The organism is Achromobacter sp. Marseille-Q0513 (assembly GCF_018195695.1).
Taxonomy (GTDB): domain Bacteria; phylum Pseudomonadota; class Gammaproteobacteria; order Burkholderiales; family Burkholderiaceae_B; genus Achromobacter.
This window is the reverse complement of sequence record NZ_JAGTJY010000132.1, coordinates 1-17,171: the sequence shown is the minus strand read 5'-3', so window position 1 is coordinate 17,171 and position 17,171 is coordinate 1. Positions and strand designations below refer to the sequence as shown.

Annotated in this window: 18 protein-coding genes and 1 riboswitch; of the genes, 7 read left to right on the top strand and 11 right to left on the bottom strand. The window is 69.0% G+C overall.

Annotated elements, in window-relative coordinates:
* Positions 1-85: 85 nt before the first annotated feature.
* From KDH83_RS22090 to KDH83_RS22075, 4 genes are all read right to left on the bottom strand, one after another.
* The gene (locus KDH83_RS22090; protein ID WP_212319853.1) at positions 86-1,057 is read right to left on the bottom strand and encodes a hydroxyacid dehydrogenase; all 972 of its coding nucleotides are present in this window, start codon (positions 1,055-1,057) and stop codon (positions 86-88) included.
* 18 nt (positions 1,058-1,075) lie between these two features.
* Positions 1,076-2,092, bottom strand: coding sequence for a tripartite tricarboxylate transporter substrate binding protein (locus tag KDH83_RS22085; protein ID WP_212319851.1), 1,017 nt, complete (start codon positions 2,090-2,092; stop codon positions 1,076-1,078).
* A gap of 187 nt (positions 2,093-2,279) precedes the next feature.
* The gene (locus KDH83_RS22080; protein ID WP_212319849.1) at positions 2,280-3,455 is read right to left on the bottom strand and encodes a UxaA family hydrolase; all 1,176 of its coding nucleotides are present in this window, start codon (positions 3,453-3,455) and stop codon (positions 2,280-2,282) included.
* Between the two features lie 35 nt (positions 3,456-3,490).
* The gene (locus KDH83_RS22075) at positions 3,491-3,772 is read right to left on the bottom strand and encodes a UxaA family hydrolase (RefSeq protein WP_212319847.1); all 282 of its coding nucleotides are present in this window, start codon (positions 3,770-3,772) and stop codon (positions 3,491-3,493) included.
* A gap of 198 nt (positions 3,773-3,970) precedes the next feature.
* Between KDH83_RS22075 and KDH83_RS22070 the strand changes: the two genes are divergently transcribed.
* From KDH83_RS22070 to KDH83_RS22055, 4 genes are all read left to right on the top strand, one after another.
* The gene (locus tag KDH83_RS22070) at positions 3,971-4,717 is read left to right on the top strand and encodes a GntR family transcriptional regulator (RefSeq protein WP_103272211.1); all 747 of its coding nucleotides are present in this window, start codon (positions 3,971-3,973) and stop codon (positions 4,715-4,717) included.
* A 258-nt stretch (positions 4,718-4,975) separates the two neighbouring features.
* A riboswitch (SAM riboswitch) is annotated at positions 4,976-5,057 on the top strand.
* Positions 5,047-6,306, top strand: a complete 1,260-nt coding sequence (locus KDH83_RS22065; RefSeq protein ID WP_212319845.1) for a homoserine O-acetyltransferase — start codon at positions 5,047-5,049, stop codon at positions 6,304-6,306. Its footprint overlaps the riboswitch before it by 11 nt.
* Positions 6,303-6,917, top strand: a complete 615-nt coding sequence (gene metW, locus KDH83_RS22060) for a methionine biosynthesis protein MetW (RefSeq protein WP_212319843.1) — start codon at positions 6,303-6,305, stop codon at positions 6,915-6,917. The genes KDH83_RS22065 and metW overlap by 4 nt, the downstream gene beginning before the upstream one ends.
* A 190-nt stretch (positions 6,918-7,107) precedes the next feature.
* Complete coding sequence (locus tag KDH83_RS22055) at positions 7,108-8,397, top strand: muropeptide transporter (protein WP_212319855.1); 1,290 nt, start codon at positions 7,108-7,110, stop codon at positions 8,395-8,397.
* Positions 8,398-8,420: 23 nt separating this feature from the next.
* Here the strand turns inward: KDH83_RS22055 and KDH83_RS22050 are convergent, their stop codons facing one another.
* Positions 8,421-9,290: a universal stress protein gene (locus KDH83_RS22050; protein WP_212319841.1), complete on the bottom strand. Its 870-nt coding sequence runs from the start codon at positions 9,288-9,290 to the stop codon at positions 8,421-8,423.
* A 221-nt stretch (positions 9,291-9,511) separates the two neighbouring features.
* Here KDH83_RS22050 and KDH83_RS22045 point away from each other — a divergent pair, with 221 nt between their 5' ends.
* Positions 9,512-10,150 (top strand): trimeric intracellular cation channel family protein, encoded by a 639-nt coding sequence (locus KDH83_RS22045; RefSeq protein WP_212319839.1) that lies wholly within the window; start codon positions 9,512-9,514, stop codon positions 10,148-10,150.
* A 113-nt stretch (positions 10,151-10,263) separates the two neighbouring features.
* Positions 10,264-10,965, top strand: coding sequence for a GntR family transcriptional regulator (locus KDH83_RS22040; protein ID WP_212319837.1), 702 nt, complete (start codon positions 10,264-10,266; stop codon positions 10,963-10,965).
* 64 nt (positions 10,966-11,029) lie between these two features.
* Here KDH83_RS22040 and KDH83_RS22035 read toward each other — a convergent pair whose 3' ends face one another.
* From KDH83_RS22035 to KDH83_RS22020, 4 genes are read right to left on the bottom strand one after another with little or no spacing between them, the layout of a single operon-like run.
* Positions 11,030-11,794 (bottom strand): 5-oxoprolinase subunit PxpA, encoded by a 765-nt coding sequence (locus KDH83_RS22035; RefSeq protein WP_103272218.1) that lies wholly within the window; start codon positions 11,792-11,794, stop codon positions 11,030-11,032.
* A 50-nt stretch (positions 11,795-11,844) separates the two neighbouring features.
* Entirely contained in the window at positions 11,845-12,834 is a 990-nt protein-coding gene (locus KDH83_RS22030) for a biotin-dependent carboxyltransferase family protein (protein WP_212319835.1), read from the bottom strand.
* Positions 12,831-13,565 carry a 5-oxoprolinase subunit PxpB gene (gene pxpB / locus KDH83_RS22025; RefSeq protein WP_212319833.1) on the bottom strand — a complete coding sequence of 245 codons (735 nt, stop codon included), beginning with the start codon at positions 13,563-13,565 and terminating at the stop codon, positions 12,831-12,833. Before pxpB ends, KDH83_RS22030 begins: the two co-directional genes overlap by 4 nt.
* Positions 13,566-13,589: 24 nt before the next feature.
* Positions 13,590-14,021: a VOC family protein gene (locus tag KDH83_RS22020; protein ID WP_212319831.1), complete on the bottom strand. Its 432-nt coding sequence runs from the start codon at positions 14,019-14,021 to the stop codon at positions 13,590-13,592.
* A gap of 183 nt (positions 14,022-14,204) precedes the next feature.
* Here KDH83_RS22020 and KDH83_RS22015 point away from each other — a divergent pair, with 183 nt between their 5' ends.
* Positions 14,205-15,071: a LysR family transcriptional regulator gene (locus KDH83_RS22015; RefSeq protein WP_212319828.1), complete on the top strand. Its 867-nt coding sequence runs from the start codon at positions 14,205-14,207 to the stop codon at positions 15,069-15,071.
* 59 nt (positions 15,072-15,130) lie between these two features.
* Here the strand turns inward: KDH83_RS22015 and serA are convergent, their stop codons facing one another.
* Together serA and KDH83_RS22005 are read right to left on the bottom strand one after the other, a co-directional pair.
* Positions 15,131-16,330 (bottom strand): phosphoglycerate dehydrogenase, encoded by a 1,200-nt coding sequence (serA, locus tag KDH83_RS22010; RefSeq protein WP_212319827.1) that lies wholly within the window; start codon positions 16,328-16,330, stop codon positions 15,131-15,133.
* A gap of 186 nt (positions 16,331-16,516) precedes the next feature.
* A complete protein-coding gene (locus tag KDH83_RS22005) occupies positions 16,517-16,975 on the bottom strand; it encodes a DUF411 domain-containing protein (protein ID WP_212319825.1) in 459 nt (152 codons plus the stop codon).
* Between the last annotated feature and the right edge of the window lie 196 nt (positions 16,976-17,171).

The following is a 17,171-nucleotide window of genomic DNA, read 5'->3' as shown; positions in this document are numbered from 1 at the left end:
GCCAGGCCGGCCGCCGCCTGGTGTTGCAGTTCGTCCAGATGGATGTGAGCCATATCCTTCTCGTCAGTGGGCGCGCCGGAATCGTTCATCGGTCGCCGCCGGTAAGGGCTATTGTCACACCGGACGCCACCATGTCGGAAACGCGGGCGTTGGCTTCGCGCGTCAGTCCGGCGATATGGGGCGTCAGGATCAGGCCGGGCGGGGCGCTCAGCCTGCCCTGCCGGATGTCGGCCAGCAGGCCGGCCAGCGGGCCGCCGGAAGGCAGCGGCTCGGCCTCGAACACGTCCAGCGCCGCGCCGCGCAGCCGGCCGGCGCGCAGGGCCTCGGCCAGGGCGGGCTCGTCGACGATGCCGCCGCGCGAGGTATTGATCAGCACCGCGCCCGCGCGCATGCGGCCGATGCGCGCGGCGTCGAAGAGGCGCCGCGTGTCCGGGGTCAGCGGCAGGTGCAGGCTGACCGCGTCGGCGCGTTCCAGCAGGGCGTCCAGCGAGCACGATTCCACGCCGCATTCGCCCCAGGCCGGATGGCCGGCCGGCAGCGCCGCGTCATGGCCGACGACGCGCATGCCCAGGCCGCGCGCCAGCGTCGCGACCAGGCGGCCGATGCCGCCGAAGCCCACCACGCCCAGCGTGCGGCCATGCGCTTCCAGCCCGTCGGACAGCGCGGCGCGCGGCCACTGCCCGTCGGCCACCGCCGCGCTGGCGCCATAGGCGCCGCGCAGCAGGACCAGCAGCGTGCCGATCACGTACTCGGCGACGGCGCGGGCGTTGGCGCCCGTCGCTGGCACCACGGCGATGCCGCGCGCGGCACAGGCGGTCAGGTCGATGTTGTCCAGGCCCACGCCGAGCCGGCCCACCGCCCGCAGCCGGGGCGCGCTGGCGAGCAGGGCGGCGTCCACCTGGCTGCGGTTGCGCACGATGAGCGCGTCCGCTTCCGCCATGGCCTGCAGCAGTCCGTTGCGGCGGTCCACCAGCTCCGGCTCGTAGCGCACGTCGAAGCGCGCGCGCAGCGCATCGACGGCGGGGGCGTCCATGAATTCCGATATGACGATGCGCATGGCGGTTCTCCGGCGGGATCAGGCGATCTGGATGTTGGCGTCGCGGATGATGCGGGCCCAGCGCTCGACTTCCGCTTTCAGGTAGGCGCCGAAGGCCTCCGGCCCGCGCGGCTGCGGCACGAAGCCCAGTTGCGCCAGCGACTGTTGCAAAGCGGGCTGCGACATTTGCCGGACGATGGCTTCGCCGATGCGGTTCACCAAGGCTGGCGGCGTGCCGGCCGGCGCCAGCACGCCGGTGAAGTTCTCGACGATGAGATCCGGCAGGCCGGCCTGCGCCACGGTGGGCACCTCGGGCAGGTCGGCCGTGCGCTCGCGTGTGGTGATGGCCAGCGCCCGCAGCGCGCCGCCCTTCACGTGCGGCAGCGATTCCGGGTAGTTGGAAAACACCACGTCCAGGTGCCCGCCGATCAGGTCGGTGAGCGAGGGAGCGCCGCCCTTGTAGGGCACGTGCATCAGCGCCGTGCCGGTCAGCTTCTGGTACAGCGCCAGCGTCAGGTGCGGCGGCGTGCCATTGCCGCTGGAGCCCGCCGACAGCTGTTTGGCGCGGGCCGCGCGCGCCAGGTCTTCCATGCTGCGGATGTTGCTCTTGGTATTGACCACCACCATGATGGGCGACGAGGCCAGGCCGGCCAGCGGGGTCAGGTCGCGGATCAGGTCGTAGCCGGCGCGGCCGGCGAAGAGCGTGGCGTTGGCCGCGTGTGACAGCGTGATCGCCAGCCAGGTATGGCCGTCGGGCGCGGCGTGCGATACGTGGGCCGCGCCGATGTTGGCGGCGCCGCCAGGCTTGTTTTCCACCACCACGTTCCAGCGCTCGGCGTCGCCCAGCGCCTTGCCGACCTGGCGCGCGGCCACGTCCGTCAGGCCGCCCGGCGGAAAGGGCACGATGTAGTTGATGGGTCGTTCGGGCCAGGGCTTCTGCGCCAGGGCCTGCCCGCCCGGCAACAGCAGGCCGGACGCGCCGAGACCGGCCGCGCCGATGGCGGCCAGCACGCGGCGCCGGGATGGGTTCATGGGGGGCTGCTGCTCGCGGTTCATCTGTCTTCCTCCTGGGATGCGCCCCGATGGGACGCGCGGCCCGCCTGGCGGCCTGCGCTCAGGGCTGCGGTTCTGGATGCGTGGATGTTGCGATGCTGCGTGATGCCGCCGCGCCGGCGGGTGCCGGCGCGGGAAGGGAAAGCGGCGTGGCCCTTTTTCTATCGCCGGGCCGCGCGCGGCGCCGGGTTCAGGCGCTTTCGAAGATGCGGGTCAGGACGAACTCGCGATGGCCCAGCGCCTCGGCCGCCGTCCAGCGGCCATTGGCCGTGGCCAGCATGCAGGCCAGCAGCTGGTCGCCGGCCTGGTCCAGGTCGATCTCGCGTTGCAGCAGCCCGCTGGTGTCCACGTCGATGTGTTCGGACATGGTGCGCACCGTGCGCGGGTTGGCGCAGATCTTGATGACCGGCAGGATCGGGTTGCCGATCACGTTGCCCTGTCCGGTGGGGAAGAAGTGCACGGCATAGCCCGAGGCCGCGCAGAGCGTCACCATCTCGGCCGCGGCCGAGGACGAGTCCATGAACCACAGCCCGGGACCGTCCGGGATCTCGGCCTTGTCCAGCACGCCGTCGACGCGGCAGCGCTTGCCGATCTTCTGGATGTTGCCCAGCGCCTTTTCCTCGATGGTGGTCAGGCCGCCGGCGATGTTGCCCTTGGTGGGCTGCGATTCGGACAGGTCGCTGGTCTTCCAGCGATCGATCATGGTCTGGTAGCGGTTGAACATGAACATGAAGCGCTCGCGCACCGCGTCGTTGGCGCAGCGTTCGGCCACGATGTGCTCGCCGCCGGTCAGCTCTGAGGTCTCGCCGAACACCAGCGTGGAGCCCAGCGCGTAGAGCTTGTCGAAGGCGTTGCCCACGGTGGGGTTGGCGCCGCAGCCCGAGGTGGTGTCGGACTCGCCGCATTTGGTCGAGACCCAGAGATCGGCGATGGGGCACTCGCTGCGCGACAGCGAGGTCGCGTAGTGCACGTATTCCTTGGCCTGGCGCGAGGCCCGCATGATGGTGTCGTGGTCGCCGTGCAGTTCGATGCTGAAGCCGGCCACGGGCTTGCCGGTGGCGGCGATGCCGTCGACCACGCGGCGGGTCCAGCCTTCCTCGATGCCGATGACCACGACGGCCGCGACGTTGGGATTGCAGCCGGTGCCGATCAGCGTGCGGAAATGCAGCTCCAGGTCTTCGCCGAATTGCAGCCGGCCGTAGGGGTGGGGCAGGGCCAGCGTGCCCTTGATGTTGTTGGCGACGGCCTCGGCCGCGGCGTTGGAGATGTCGTCCACGGGCAGCACGATGACGTGGTTGCGCACGCCGACGCGGCCGTTGTCGCGGCGATAGCCCTGGAAGGTGGTGGAAGCGGTGATGAGGGACATGGCGGATTCCTCTGTGCGTGGGCGGGGGCTGCGGGCTACCAGCGCTTGGTCTTGATGTTGTGCACGTGGGCGTGCTGGCCGGCCTGGATCGGCGCGATCACGCGGCCGATGTCCACGCCGTACTTGTAGACCGTGTCGCCCACGGCCATGTCCTTCATGGCGACCTTGTGGCCGATGGGGATGTCCTGCGAGGCGCGCACATGGACGATCCTGTCCTCGTCCATGATCCAGGCGCTGAGTTCGGTTCCGGCCGTCAGGCCTTCCACCACGGCGACCGCCACGGTGTCCTTCGCATCGTGCAATACGGCGTGAATCATGGTCTTGCTCTCCTGGTGTCGGGCGCCGCGGGCGCTGCCGCCTGGGGCGCGGATAACAACGTCGGACAAATCTTATGGCCGCGCTTTTCTCATGTCAACTAAATCATATATATGAATTGTATGAGTAAAGAGGCCGCACTTGAGCGCCGGGTTTCGCCGCCGCTACACTGTCGGCTCCTTGATCATTGCGACGCATCCATGAACACCAGCCTGTCTGCGACTGAGTCTTTGGGCAGTCCCTTGTACGAGCAGGTCAAGCAAGCCGTGCTGGCCGCGCTGGCGCAGGGCGAATGGAAGCAGGGCGACGCCATCCCTCCGGAAAAACTCCTGGCCGAGCGCTTCGGCGTGTCGATCGGCACGCTGCGCAAGGCCATCGACGAACTGGCCGCCGAGAACATCCTGGTGCGCCACCAGGGGCGCGGCACCTATGTGGCCGCGCATACGCGCAACCATCATTTCTTCAAGTTCTTCCGCATCCTGCGGCAGGACGGGCACAAGAGCTATCCGGTCACCGAGCTGCTGCGTTTCCGGCGCGTGCGCGCCTCGGCAGCCGCGCGCGAAAAGCTGGAGCTGCCGGCCGGCGCGCAGGTGTTCGAGTTCGTGAACCTGCTGTCGCTCAACGGCGACGTGGTGATGACGGACGAGATCTGCCTGCCCGAATCGCGCTTTCCCGGCCTGACGGAAGCGCACCTGCGCGAACGGCCCAGCACGTTGTACGCGCTGTACCAGGACGTGTTCGGGGTGAACGTCATCGGCACCGACGAACGGCTGCGCGCGGGCCTGGCGGACCGCGCCCAGGCGCGCTGGCTGGGCGTGCAGGAAGGCGAGCCGCTGCTGGAGATCCGGCGCGTGGCGTATTCGTACAACCGGCAGCCGGTCGAGTGGCGGATTTCGCGCGTGAACACGGCGGCATACGAGTATCTGGGCAATCAACCCTGGGGGTAGGTCCCCCCCGCAGCGCCTGCGGCGCTTCCCCCCAGGGGGCGCCGCTACGGACCGGCGGAGCCGGATCCGTGCGGCCTGGATTTGGGAGGGCGTGCCGCGATGAGGCGCGTTTCTTCTGTCGGGAGGCCAGCTGGCTGGGGTCGGATCGTGTGCCCGCGATGAGAATGCATCTGTGGGATGGATGCGTTGGTGCCTCGGGGAAGTGCCGCGCAGCGGCTTCAAAGCCGCTGGCAAGCAGTGCTAGAATGCTCCGGCATTATCTAATTCGGCGCCGATTTGCCTGATCCGCTTGCGGGCGCCTTCCAATAAATCCAGCTAAAGAGGTCTGTATGACCACTCCTGCCCAGAATCCGGCCGGTGATTCGGCCAGCGGGTTCGCGCCCGCTACCCTTACGCGATCCGACGCCGTTGATCCCGGCTCCGTCGGCCTCGTTTCTCCTGTCTTCCTTCGTTTCGACGAACCGCTGCCCCTGGCCAGCGGACAGTCGCTGGCCGCCTATGAGCTGGCGGTCGAGACCTACGGCACGCTCAATGCCGAGCGCAGCAACGCGGTGCTGATCTGTCATGCGCTGAACGCCTCGCACCATGTGGCGGGACAGGCGGCGGACACGCCCAGCGATGTCGGCTGGTGGGACAACATGGTCGGCCCCGGCAAGCCGGTGGACACCAATGTGTTCTTCGTGATCGGCGTCAACAACCTGGGCTCCTGCTTCGGCTCGACCGGCCCGGCCAGCATCAATCCGGCCACGGACAAGCCCTGGGGCGCGGCCTTTCCGGTGCTGACCGTGGAGGACTGGGTGCAGGCGCAGGCGCGCGTGGCCGACCACTTCGGCATCGAGCGCTTCGCCGCCGTCATGGGCGGATCGCTGGGCGGCATGCAGGCTTTGAGCTGGTCCATCACGCTGCCCGAGCGCGTGGCCAATTGCCTGGTGATTGCCAGCACGCCGCGCCTGTCGGCACAGAACATCGGCTTCAACGATGTGGCGCGCCGCGCCATCATCACCGACCCCGACTTCCACGGCGGCGACTACTACGCGCAGGACACCGTGCCGCGCCGCGGCCTGTCGGTGGCGCGCATGATCGGCCACATCACCTATCTGTCCGACGACGACATGGCCGAGAAATTCGGTCGCGCCCAGCGCGCGCCGGGCGAGAACGGCGCCTATCACTACGGCTACGACGTCGAGTTCGAGGTGGAGTCGTACCTGCGCTACCAGGGCGAGAAGTTCACCCGCTATTTCGACGCCAACACCTACCTGCTGATCACGCGCGCGCTGGATTACTTCGATCCGGCACGCGCCACCGGCGGCGACCTGGCGCGCGCGCTGGCGCCGGCGCAGGCCAATTTCCTGCTGGTCTCATTCACTACCGACTGGCGCTTTCCGCCGGAGCGTTCGCGCGAGATCGTGCGCGCCCTGCTCAAGAACGGCAACCCGGTCACCTACGCCGAGATCGACGCGCCGCACGGGCACGACGCCTTTCTGCTGGAAGACGCCCGCTATCACGCGGTGGTGCGCGGCTATTACGAGCGCATCGCCCGCGATCTGAAGCTGGACGCCGCCGCGCAGAACCAAGGACCTTCCGCATGACGACCGCCATCCCGCGCTATGCCGCCGACGCGCTGCGGCCCGACCTGGCCCGCATCGCCAGCTGGATTGAGCCGGGCAGCCGCGTGCTGGACCTGGGTTGCGGCGACGGCGCGCTGCTGGCGCACCTGCGCGACCACCGCCAGGTGCGCGGCGCCGGCGTCGAGCTGGACGACACCTGCGTGATCTCCTGCGTGCGGCGCGGCGTGGAAGTGATCCAGCAGAACCTGGAAGACGGGCTGGCGCTGTTCGATGACAAGCAGTTCGACACCGTGGTGCTGTCGCAGACGCTGCAGTCCATGCACCGCACCGAGCACATCCTGCGCGAGATGGCGCGGGTGGCGCGGCATGGCGTGGTCTCGTTTCCCAACTTCGGCTACTGGCCGCATGGCTGGGCCATCCTGCGCGGCCGCATGCCGGTGACGGGGCAGATGCCTTACCAGTGGTACAACACGCCCAACATCCACCTGTGCACGCTGCGCGATTTCGAGCAGCTGGCCGGCGAGCTGGGCCTGCGCATCCTGGAGCGCGCCACCTTCAACGAGGCGCGCGAGGTGAAGCTGATGCCCAGCTGGCGCAGCACGCTGGCGGTCTACCGCTTCGCGGCCGGCTAGGGGTGGATTTCGTGCGGGCGTATCTGCGGGACAGCACACTAGGGCGCGGCGAAGCAAGCCGGTTTTCCCTGGCGCATGTCCTTGCCGCACGGAACATCCGGCGGCGGATCCGTTACTGACGGATCCGACTGACGCCGCTGCCCGCCACGTCCTACAATTGCGGCACGCCGAGAGCGCGTGCCTGTTGTCCATGCACGGCGCGCGGCGCGGCCAGTTCCAGGAGATTGCCATTACCGCCGCAGCCAACGTCTACGCCAGCCCCCGAGTCACGCCCCTGCTGGTGCTGGGCTTTGCCAGCGGGCTGCCGCTGGCGCTGACCAGCGGCACCCTGCAGGCCTGGGCCACGGTGGAGAACGTGCCGCTGCAGCAGATCGGCTTCCTGACCCTGATCGGCACCGCCTATACCCTCAAATTCCTCTGGGCACCCCTGGTGGACCGCTATGCCCCGCCGTTGCTGGGCCGCCGGCGCGGCTGGATGCTGCTGACGCAGGTGCTGCTGGCGCTGGGCATCATGGCCATGGGCCTGCTGTCGCCGTCGTCGGCGCTGCTGCCGCTGGCCCTGCTGGCCGTGACCGTGGCCTTTCTGTCGGCCACCCAGGACATCGCCTTCGACGCCTATTGCACCGACGTGCTGCGCAAGGACGAGCGCGGCGCGGGCGCGGCCATCAAGGTCATGGGCTACCGGCTGGCCATGATCGTGTCCGGCGGGCTGGCGCTGATCCTGGCGGACCAGTGGCTGGGCTGGGGCTATACCTACATGCTGATGGGCGCATTGATGCTGGCCTGCGCGCTGGCCACCTTGTGGGCGCCCGAGCCCGAGGTGCTGGCGCCGCCGCCGCGCAGCCTGCGCCAGGCGGTGGCCGAGCCGCTGCGCGAGTTCTTCACGCGGCGCGGCGCGCTGGCCGTGCTGCTGCTGATCGTGCTGTACAAGCTGGGCGACGCGTTCGCCGGCGCGCTGTCCACCACCTTCCTGCTGCGCGGCGTGGGCTATTCGCCGACCGAGGTCGGCACCGTCAACAAGATCATGGGCATCGCCGCCACGGTGGTGGGCGCGCTGGCCGGCGGCATGCTGATGGCGCGCTGGACGCTGTACCGCTCGCTGATGGTCTTCGGCCTGATGCAGGCCGTGTCGAACCTGGCGTACTGGCTGATCGCCGTCAGCCCGCGCAGCCTGTGGCTCATGGCCGCCGGCGTGGGCCTGGAGAACCTGTGCGGCGGGCTGGGCACCGCCGCCTTCGTGGGCCTGCTGATGGCGCTGTGCCGCCAGCGCTTCTCGGCCACGCAGTTCGCGCTGTTGTCGGCCTTGTCGGCGGTGGGGCGCACCTATCTGGCCGGACCGCTCACGCCGCCGCTGGTCGAGCTGTTCGGCTGGCCGGGCTTCTTCCTGATCACCGTGCTGATCGCCGTGCCCGGCCTGGTGCTGCTGCACCTGCTGCGCGATCGCATCGAGGACATGGTCAGGGACGGCGACAGCCTCTGATCGGGCTGTCGCCGGCGAGGGACTTATTCCCCGGCGGCCAGGCGCACGATCAGCACATCGCTGGGCAGCGACTCCAGCAGCCGTTCGGCCACGCTGCCGATGGCGGTGCGCAGGATGCCGGTGCGGCCGTGCGTGCCGGTGACCACCAGGTCGGACCGGTGATTGAACGAATACTCCGACAGCACCGTTTCCGGCTGGCCGCATTCGAGCACCACCTTGGGCCTGGCGCGCTCGGCCAGTTCGGGCGTTTCGGCCAGGAATTCCCTGGAATTCTGTTCCGCCGCCTTGTAGAAATTGCGCGTCACGGCTTCGTCAGGCACGTTCTTGCCCTGGAAGGGCACGTCGTAGGCATGGAACAGCGTCAGGTCCGCTTCGGGCACCAGATACAGCGCGGCGCGCAGCGCCTGGCGTGAACCGGCCGAGAAATCGGTGGCCACCAGCACATCGCGGTAGGGACGGCGCGGACGGTTCTTGACGACCAGCACGGGCTGGCGGGCCTGGCGCGCCAGCTTCTCGACCGTGTTGCCCAGCAGCAGCCGGCCCAGGGTCTCGTCGCGCGCCGTGCCGGTGACGATCAGCGAGCAGCCATAGGCATCGGCGGTTTCCAGGATGCGGACCAGCGGGTCGCCCGAGACCACCACCACTTCGGTGGAGACGCCTGAAGCCGCCAGGTCCTCGGCCAGTTCGCGTTCGGCCAGCGCCTTGTGATCGGCCGACTGGCGCCGCCAGACGGGAGTGGTCAGCCTGGCGGTGCCGCCGTGCGACTCCATGACGTGCAGCACGATCAGCTGGGTGCCGCGTTCCTTGGCCAGCTGCAGCGCCCGGTCCAGTGCGCGGTCGCCCCGCGCGCTCAGGTCCGTGGCCAGAAGAATGGGGCCGGTTTGCTTGGACATAGGTTTTCTCCCGTATTGGGGCCGGGGCAGCGGATCCCGCATCCGCGGTCCAGCCTGTGCCGCCCTCGCGGGCACGCCTTCATTGTCCCGCCGTCCGCCCCGTCGGGGCTTGACCCACGTCAACGCCTGGCCGGCGCCGGCGGATCCGCGCGGCGCGATCCGGATCCCGGCCGGCGCGCCGGCTCAATACAATGGGAGCCTCGATTTTCCCGGCCCGTTCCATGTTTTCCGATATTTCGCCCGTCCTGCTGCACACGCTGTACCTGGTGGCCATCGTGGCGGAAGCCATGACGGCGGCGCTGTCCGCCGGCCGCCGCGACATGGACTGGATGGGGGTCTGCATCATCGCCTGCGTCACCGCGCTGGGCGGCGGTTCGCTGCGCGACGTGCTGCTGGGCCACTATCCGCTGACCTGGGTGATCCATCCCGAATACTTGTGGATGACCGCCGGGGCGGCGCTGCTGACGGCGCTGATCGCCCCGGTGATGCGGCGCCTGCGCAGCCTGTTCCTGCTGGCCGACGCGCTGGGCCTGGTGGCGTTCACGGTGATCGGCTGCCAGGTGGCGCAGCTGATGCAGTTGCCGGTGACGGTGGTGATTATCAGCGGCATGATCACGGGCTGCGCCGGCGGGGTGCTGCGCGACGTGCTGTGCAACGAAGTGCCGCTGCTGTTCCGCAAGGAACTCTATGCCAGCGTGTCGGTGGTGACGGGCGGGCTATACCTGGGCGCGCAGGCGCTGGGGCTGAACGCGAATGCCGCCGTGCTGATCGCCTTGCCCGTGGGATTGGCGCTGCGGCTGCTGGCGTTGCGCTTCAATTGGCAGATGCCCAAGTTCGTGTATCGCGACGATTGGGATTGATCCGCCCCTGAATGTGTCCATGCTCTGCAACAATTTTCCTATTTGTGTTTCAATAAATTTCGAGTATCTTCTCGCATCTCACACACGCATCACGCAGTAACAAGGGGAGCCGATTGGACGTCAAAGCGCCCGCCACGATTCCGTATTTCCTACAGGAACAGATTCGTGAACTGATAGTGGACGGCACTATCAGGCCCGGGCAGCCCTTGCGGGAACAGGAACTGGAGCAGCGTTTCGGCACCAGCCGCAGCCCCATCCGGGAAGCATTGCGGTTGCTGGAGTTGAGCGGCCTGGTGACGCATGTGCAGCGCAAGGGATTCCGGGTAACGCTCTATTCCGAAACACAGATACGCCATCTTTATCTGCTGCGCGCCGAGCTGGAGGCCTATTGCATCCGCCAGGTCGCCGAGATGGACGATCTGGCGCCGCTGGTGGCCGAACTGCGCGACTACGAAGAGGTCGTCGCCGCCGCCCTGACGCGGCGCGACGTGCGCGCCTACATCGGCGGCCTGCGCGAGTTCTATCTGGCCGGGGCCCGCCATACCGGCAACGCGCCGCTGGCCAGCACGCTGGCCAAGCTGTACGAGCAGGTCGAGCCGCTGCGCTACCTGCTGGCGCGCCAGTCCATGGAGCTGGGCGGCATCCACGGCTATACCTCGGGCATCATCGAGGCCCTGGACGGGCGTGATTTCGAGCGCGCGGCCGAGCTGACGCGCGGCTATGTGCAGGATGTGCTGCCCGGGATCCTGCAGGCCTATCGCCATGCCTCGGAACAGGATGCCGAGGAGCAGGCGCCGCGGCTGCGGCGGGCCTGACCCGGTTCTGCGCCGCCCCTGAACTTGCCGGACCTGCCCGCCGCGGGTTCCGATCGCGGGCGGCTCAGGCGCGCGGCACGCGCACTTCGATGCCGGCGTCTTCCAGCGCCTGCCGGATGCCGCTGGCGAACACCAGCGCGTTGGGCTGGTCGCCATGGATGCAGAGCGTGTCCGCCTGCACCGCCACGTCCTTGCCGTCCACCGAGCGCACCTTGCCTTCGCGCACCATGCGCACCACCTGCGCCACGGCCAGGTCCACGTCCTCGATCATGGCGCCGGGCTTGCCGCGCGGCGTGAGCGAGCCGTCGTCCTGGTAGCTGCGGTCGGCGAAGACCTCGTTGGCGGCGGCCAGGCCGATCTCGCGCGCCACGCTCACCAGCCGGCTGCCGGCCAGCCCGTACAGCACCAGCGTACCGTCCACGTCCTTGACCGCCTGGCAGATGGCCCGCGACAGGCCTTCGTCCTTGGCCGCCATGTTGTACAGCGCGCCGTGCGCCTTCACGTGGTGCAGGCGCGCGCCCTGCGAGGCGGCCACGCCCGCCAGCGCGCCGAGCTGGTAGACCACCAGGTCGTAGGCTTCCTGCGGACTGGTCGGGATGACGCGGCGGCCGAAGCCGGACAGATCCTGCAGGCCGGGATGCGCGCCCAGCGCCACGCCCTGGGCCAGGGCGGCGGCCACGGTCTTGCGCATGGTGGCGGGGTCGCCGCCGTGGAAACCGCAGGCGATGTTGGCTGAGCTGACGTAGCGCAGCACGGCGGCGTCGTTGCCCATCACCCAGGCGCCGTAGCTTTCGCCCATGTCACAGTTCAAGTCGATGCTGGGATTCATAGTGGTTTTCCTGGTTCGGAGTGGGGCGGCGCCCGCGGGCGCCGATCGTGTCAGAGCAGCGCGCGCATCGGCGCCAGCGCGTCCTGCAGCTGGGCGAAGGCGCGTTCGCGCTCGACGTCCAGGCGCTGCGCCTCGTCCAGCTCGATCTGCTGGAAACGCAGCTCCTGGCCGGGCAGCGATTGCGCCAGCGCGGGCAGGTCCACCGAGGCGATCTGCGCGATCTTGGGATAGCCGCCGGTGGTCTGCCGGTCGGCCATGAGGATGATGGCTTCGCCGCCGGATGGCACCTGCACGGTGCCGAAGCAGGCCGCTTCCGACAGCGTCTGGCGCGGCTGCGCCATGGCCAGCGCGGGCCCCTGCAGCCGGTAGCCCATGCGGTCGGACTGCGGACTGATGCGGAACGCCTGGCCGGCGAAGGCGGCGCGGGAAGCGTCGGAAAACTCATGCCAGTGGCGGCCCGGCAGGAAGCGGATGGTGTCGCGCCGCTTGCCGGCCAGCGTGGCGGGCAGGTAGACGCGGATCTGCCACAGCGCTTCCTGCAGCGCCGCCAGGTCGCGCCCGGCGTCCAGCGGGGCGTGCAGCGGCAGCACGTCGCCACGGGCCAGGGCGCGTCCCTGGAAGCCGCCGAAGCCGCTGCGCAGATAGGTGGTCTCGCTGCCCATCACCAGCGGCAGCGCATAGCCGCCATGCACGGCCAGGTAGGCGCGCGCACCCGAAGCGGGACGGGCGCCGAAGGCCAGCGTGTCGCCGGGCCGGGCGACCAGCGGCCGGTGCATGGGGAGGTCCTGGCCGTTGAGCTGCGCGCCCAGGTCGGCGCCGGCCAGCGCGAAACAGGCGGCGGCGTCAAACCGCAGCGTCGGCCCGGTCAGCGTGATTTCGAGGGTGGCGCGGTCGCCTTCGTTGCCCGCCAGCGCATTGGCCAGCCGGTGCGCGCGCTCGTCCATGGCGCCGGCGGCGGGAATGCCCTGGTGCTGGTAGCCGTCGCGGCCGCGGTCCTGGAAGCTGGACAGCATGCCGGGCTTGATCACAGTCAGGCTCATGCGCCGGCCTCGCGCAGGCGTTGGAATTCGTCCTCGGCGATGGGCACGAAGCGCACCGAGTCGCCGGGCTGCAGCAGCGCGGCCGGTTCGCGGGCCGGGTCGAACATGGCCAGCGGCGTGGCGCCGATGATGTTCCAGCCGCCGGGCAGGCGGTTGGGATAGATGACGGTCTGGCGGTTGGCCACGGCCACCGAGCCGATGGGCACGGCGGTGCGCGGCGAGGGCCGGCGCGGGATGTTCAGGCGTTCGTCGTGTACGCCCAGGTAGGCGTGGCCGGGGGCGAAGCCCAGCATGAAGACCATGCTGCGCGGCTCGCTGTGCAGCCGGATGATGTCATCGGGCGTCAGGCCGGCCGCTGCCGCGACCTCGGCCAGGTCGGGGCCGTGCTCGCCGCCGTAGCAGACAGGGATGTCGATCTCGCGGCCGCCCAGCTCGCCTTCCGGGATGCCGCCTGCCAGCAACTGGCCGATGCGCTCGGCCAGCGCGCCATGGCAGGGCCTGCCGGCGCTGGCGTCAGGGCGGTAGTGGATCGCCACCGTGCAGAAGGACGGCACCACGTCGGTCACGCCGGGCAGGCGCGCGTCGCGCAACATGCGCGCCGTTGCCAGGCAGGCCCGGCCGATCGCGGCGTCGATCTGGTCGCCGAACGAAATGATCAGGCTGCGGTCGCCCTGCGGTTCGATGCGCCAGGGGGTTTCGGCCGGAGAAGGTGGTGCGGGTATTGCGTTCAACGGCACGAAACCTGATTGGAGAGATTATTTGGCGAACAGGGAATCCAGGTTCTTGAAGGCCTTGAATTCCAGTGCGTTGCCCGACGGGTCGAGGAAGAACATGGTGGCTTGTTCGCCGACCTCGCCCTTGAAGCGGATGTACGGTTCGATCACGAACTCGGTGTCGGCATCGGTCAGGCGCTTGGCCATGTCTTCCCATTGTTCCATGGAAAGCACGGCGCCGAAATGGCGCACGGGCACATTATGCGAATCCACGGCGCTGGTGGCCTTGTGGCCGCACTCGCTGGGCGCCAGGTGGGCGACGATCTGGTGGCCGTAGAAATTGAAGTCGATCCATTCGGGCGAGCTGCGGCCCTCGGGACAGCCGAGCTTGACGCCGTAGAAGGCGCGGGCTTCTTCCAGGTCGCGTACCGGGAAGGCCAGGTGGAACGGCGGCAGGTTGGTCTGAGCGGTCATGCGTAGTCTCCAGGGAGGCTGGGTAGTCGGGGAATCTGCTGGCGCGGCTTGCCGGGAGGCCGCCGGATGCAGGGTCCGGCTGGCATCGCGGCGCTCGCGCCTTAGCATGCAGGGCTAGTTTAGGTATTGTTTTTTCGATTGAAAAACGATATTTTTTGTGCCTTAGCATCAAGAATATTGATAGTGATCAAAGAGTTCAAGACCTTCATCGCGGTGGCGCGGGACGGCACCTTCACCGGCGCCGGCGCCCAGCTGGGCCTGACCCAGTCCGCCGTCAGCGCGCAGATCCGTCGCCTGGAGGACTACCTGGGCGTGGAGCTGTTCGACCGGGGCGCGCGCGCCGCCGTGCTGAACGTCCACGGGCGCGAGATGCTGCCGCAGGCCGAGGAGCTGGTGGCCATGGCCGAGCGCATGGCCAGCGCCGGCGGCGCGGGACACGTCAGCGGGTCGCTGCGCATCGGCGCAATCGCTTCGGTGCAGCAGGATCTGCTGGTGCGCGCGCTGGGCCTGTTCCGCGCCCAGTATCCCGACGTGCGCGTGCGTATCGTGCCGGGCGTGTCGCTGTCCTTGCTGGGGCGGGTGGAGGCCGGCGAGGTCGATCTGGCCGTATTGATCCGTCCGCCTTTCGCGCTGCCGCCGGAACTGGGCTGGCAGCCACTGCTGTCCGAGCCGGTGGCGCTGGCCGTGCCCGCCGCCATGCCCGAGGCGCCGTGGCGCGAACTGCTGGCCACGCAGCCCTTCATCCGCTACGACCGCGCTTCCTTCGGCGGCCGCGTGGTGGATCTGTTCCTGAAGAAGCAGCGCATCCGCGTGCACGAGGCCGTGGAACTGGACGAGATCGAGGCCATCGCCAACATGGTGCGCCACGGCCTGGGCGTGGCGCTGTTGCCAAGGTTGCGCCGCCTGGACATGACGGGCCTGCGTCTCCTGCCGCTGGGCGAGGCCGCGTTCCAGCGCGAGATCGGCCTGATCGGGCGGCTGCCGTTCGAGCCCGGCAGCATGCGCGGCAAGATCGCCGAATGCCTGTTGGCGGCCGCCGCCGAACCCTGATCCCGGCCGCCAAGAAAAAAGCGCCCCGGATGGGGCGCTTGCATTGCGGCTGGCGCGGACTACAGCCGGTCGCAGCGGACCGTGATGGGGTGCTGGCGCAGCGTGCTCATCACGATGTCGTCGACCTGGCCTTCCACGTCGGTGATCACGTAGCCGATCTGGCCCTTGGTCTGCAGCGTCTGGCTGACGATGTTCAGCCCGTGCTGCGCCATCAGGTTGTCCAGCGTGCCCAGCGCGCCCGGCGCATTGCGGTGCACGTGCAGGATGCGCGTGCCCTCGCCGCGTTCCAGGTAGGGCAGCTCGGGGAAGTTGACCGCGCCCTTGGTGGTGCCGGCCTGCAGGAAGCGCACCAGCTTCTCGGCCACCTCGCGGCCGATGTTTTCCTGAGATTCCTGCGTGCTGCCGCCGATGTGCGGCGTCAGGATCACGTTGGGCAGGCCGATCAGCGGGCTGTCCAGCGGTTCGTCCGGACCCTTGGGCTCGGTGGGGAACACGTCCAGCGCCGCGCCGGCCAGATGGCCGGACTTCAGCGCCTGGTGCAGCGCGTCGATGTCGACCACGGCGCCGCGCGAGGCGTTGATCAGGATGGACCCGCGACGCATGCGGCCGATGGTCTCGGCGTTCATGATGTTCTCGGTGGACTTGCCGCCCGGCACGTGCAGCGTGACCACGTCGGATTGCTCCAGCAGCTCGTTGAGCGAGCCGGCGGCGCGCGCATTGCCCAGCGGCAGCTTGGCTTCCACGTCGTGGAACACCACGCGCATGCCCAGGCCTTCGGCCAGCGTGCTGATCTGCGAGCCGATGTTGCCATAGCCCACGATGCCCAGCGTCTTGCCGCGCGTTTCGAAGGCGCCGGACGCGCTCTTGTCCCAATGCCCCAGATGCACGCGGGCGTTCTTTTCAGGAATGCGGCGCAGCAGCAGGATGGCCTCGCCCAATACCAGCTCGGCGACCGAGCGCGTGTTGGAGAAGGGGGCGTTGAACACCGGGATGCCGCGCTGCATGGCCGTGTCCAGGTCGACCTGGTTGGTGCCGATGCAGAAGCAGCCCACGACGCGCAGGTCGGGGTTGTCGGACAGCAGGCCGGCGTCCAGGTGGGTGCGAGAACGGATGCCCGCCACCTGCGCGCCCTTCAGGGCGCCGCGCAGCTCGGCCGGCGGCAGGGCCGCGGCGTGCGTGACGATGTCGGTGTAGCCAGCGGCCTCGAAGACGGCTCGGGCGCTGGGGTGGATGTTCTCGAACAGGACGATTTGTGCCATGACTGCCTGGGGGAGGGGTGGGGAATGCGTTTGATTGATTGTGGCGCATTTTTGCTGCGGTGCAAGGAGAACCCCCTGGCGCGTTGTGGGTGAATTGTTTCAACGCGCGGATCCCGCCGTCGCGGCAAGGGCGTCCCCGGGCGGCCACGGCCCGTCCCGTCCGTGGCCGGCAATGATGGATCCGTCCTATCGATAGGCCTGGAACACCTTCGAGCCGCCGCGCTTGTCCACCAGCAGCACGTCGTGCGGCGTCTTGCGTCCGCCATACTCCGGGCCATCCATGCCGGGCGAGCCCAGCGGCATGCCGGGCGCCGCCAGCCCGGCGGCGTCGGGTTTCTCCAGCAGCAGCCGGCGCACGTCGCTGGCCGGCACATGGCCTTCGATGGCGTAGCCGCCGACGACCGCCGTATGGCAGGAGCCATGGTCGGCCATGCCGGCGTTGCGGCGGATGGGACCGGTGTCCGAGACATCATGCGTGGTCACCGCGAAACCGTTGTCGCGCATGTGCTTGACCCAGTCTTCACAGCAACCGCAGGTGGGCGTCTTCCAGACCTCCACGGGCGTGGGCGCCTGGGCAGCGGCCAGGCCGGGCAGGCCCAGGGCGGCGGCAAGCGCGAGCCGGCGGACGAGAGGGGCGATGGTCATCAGTGCTCCTATGATCAAGATTCAACTGCCATTATTCCGGCGCCCCAACTTGGAGCGCCGCACTATCGGGATGCCGCGGAGCCGGCTTTGCCGGTCCGCAGGCATGCCCCTGGGGGAAGCGCGCGAGCGCTTGGGGGGGCTTCTCCTCCGGTCCGCAGGCATGCCCCCTGGGGGGAAGCGCGCGAGCGCTTCGGGG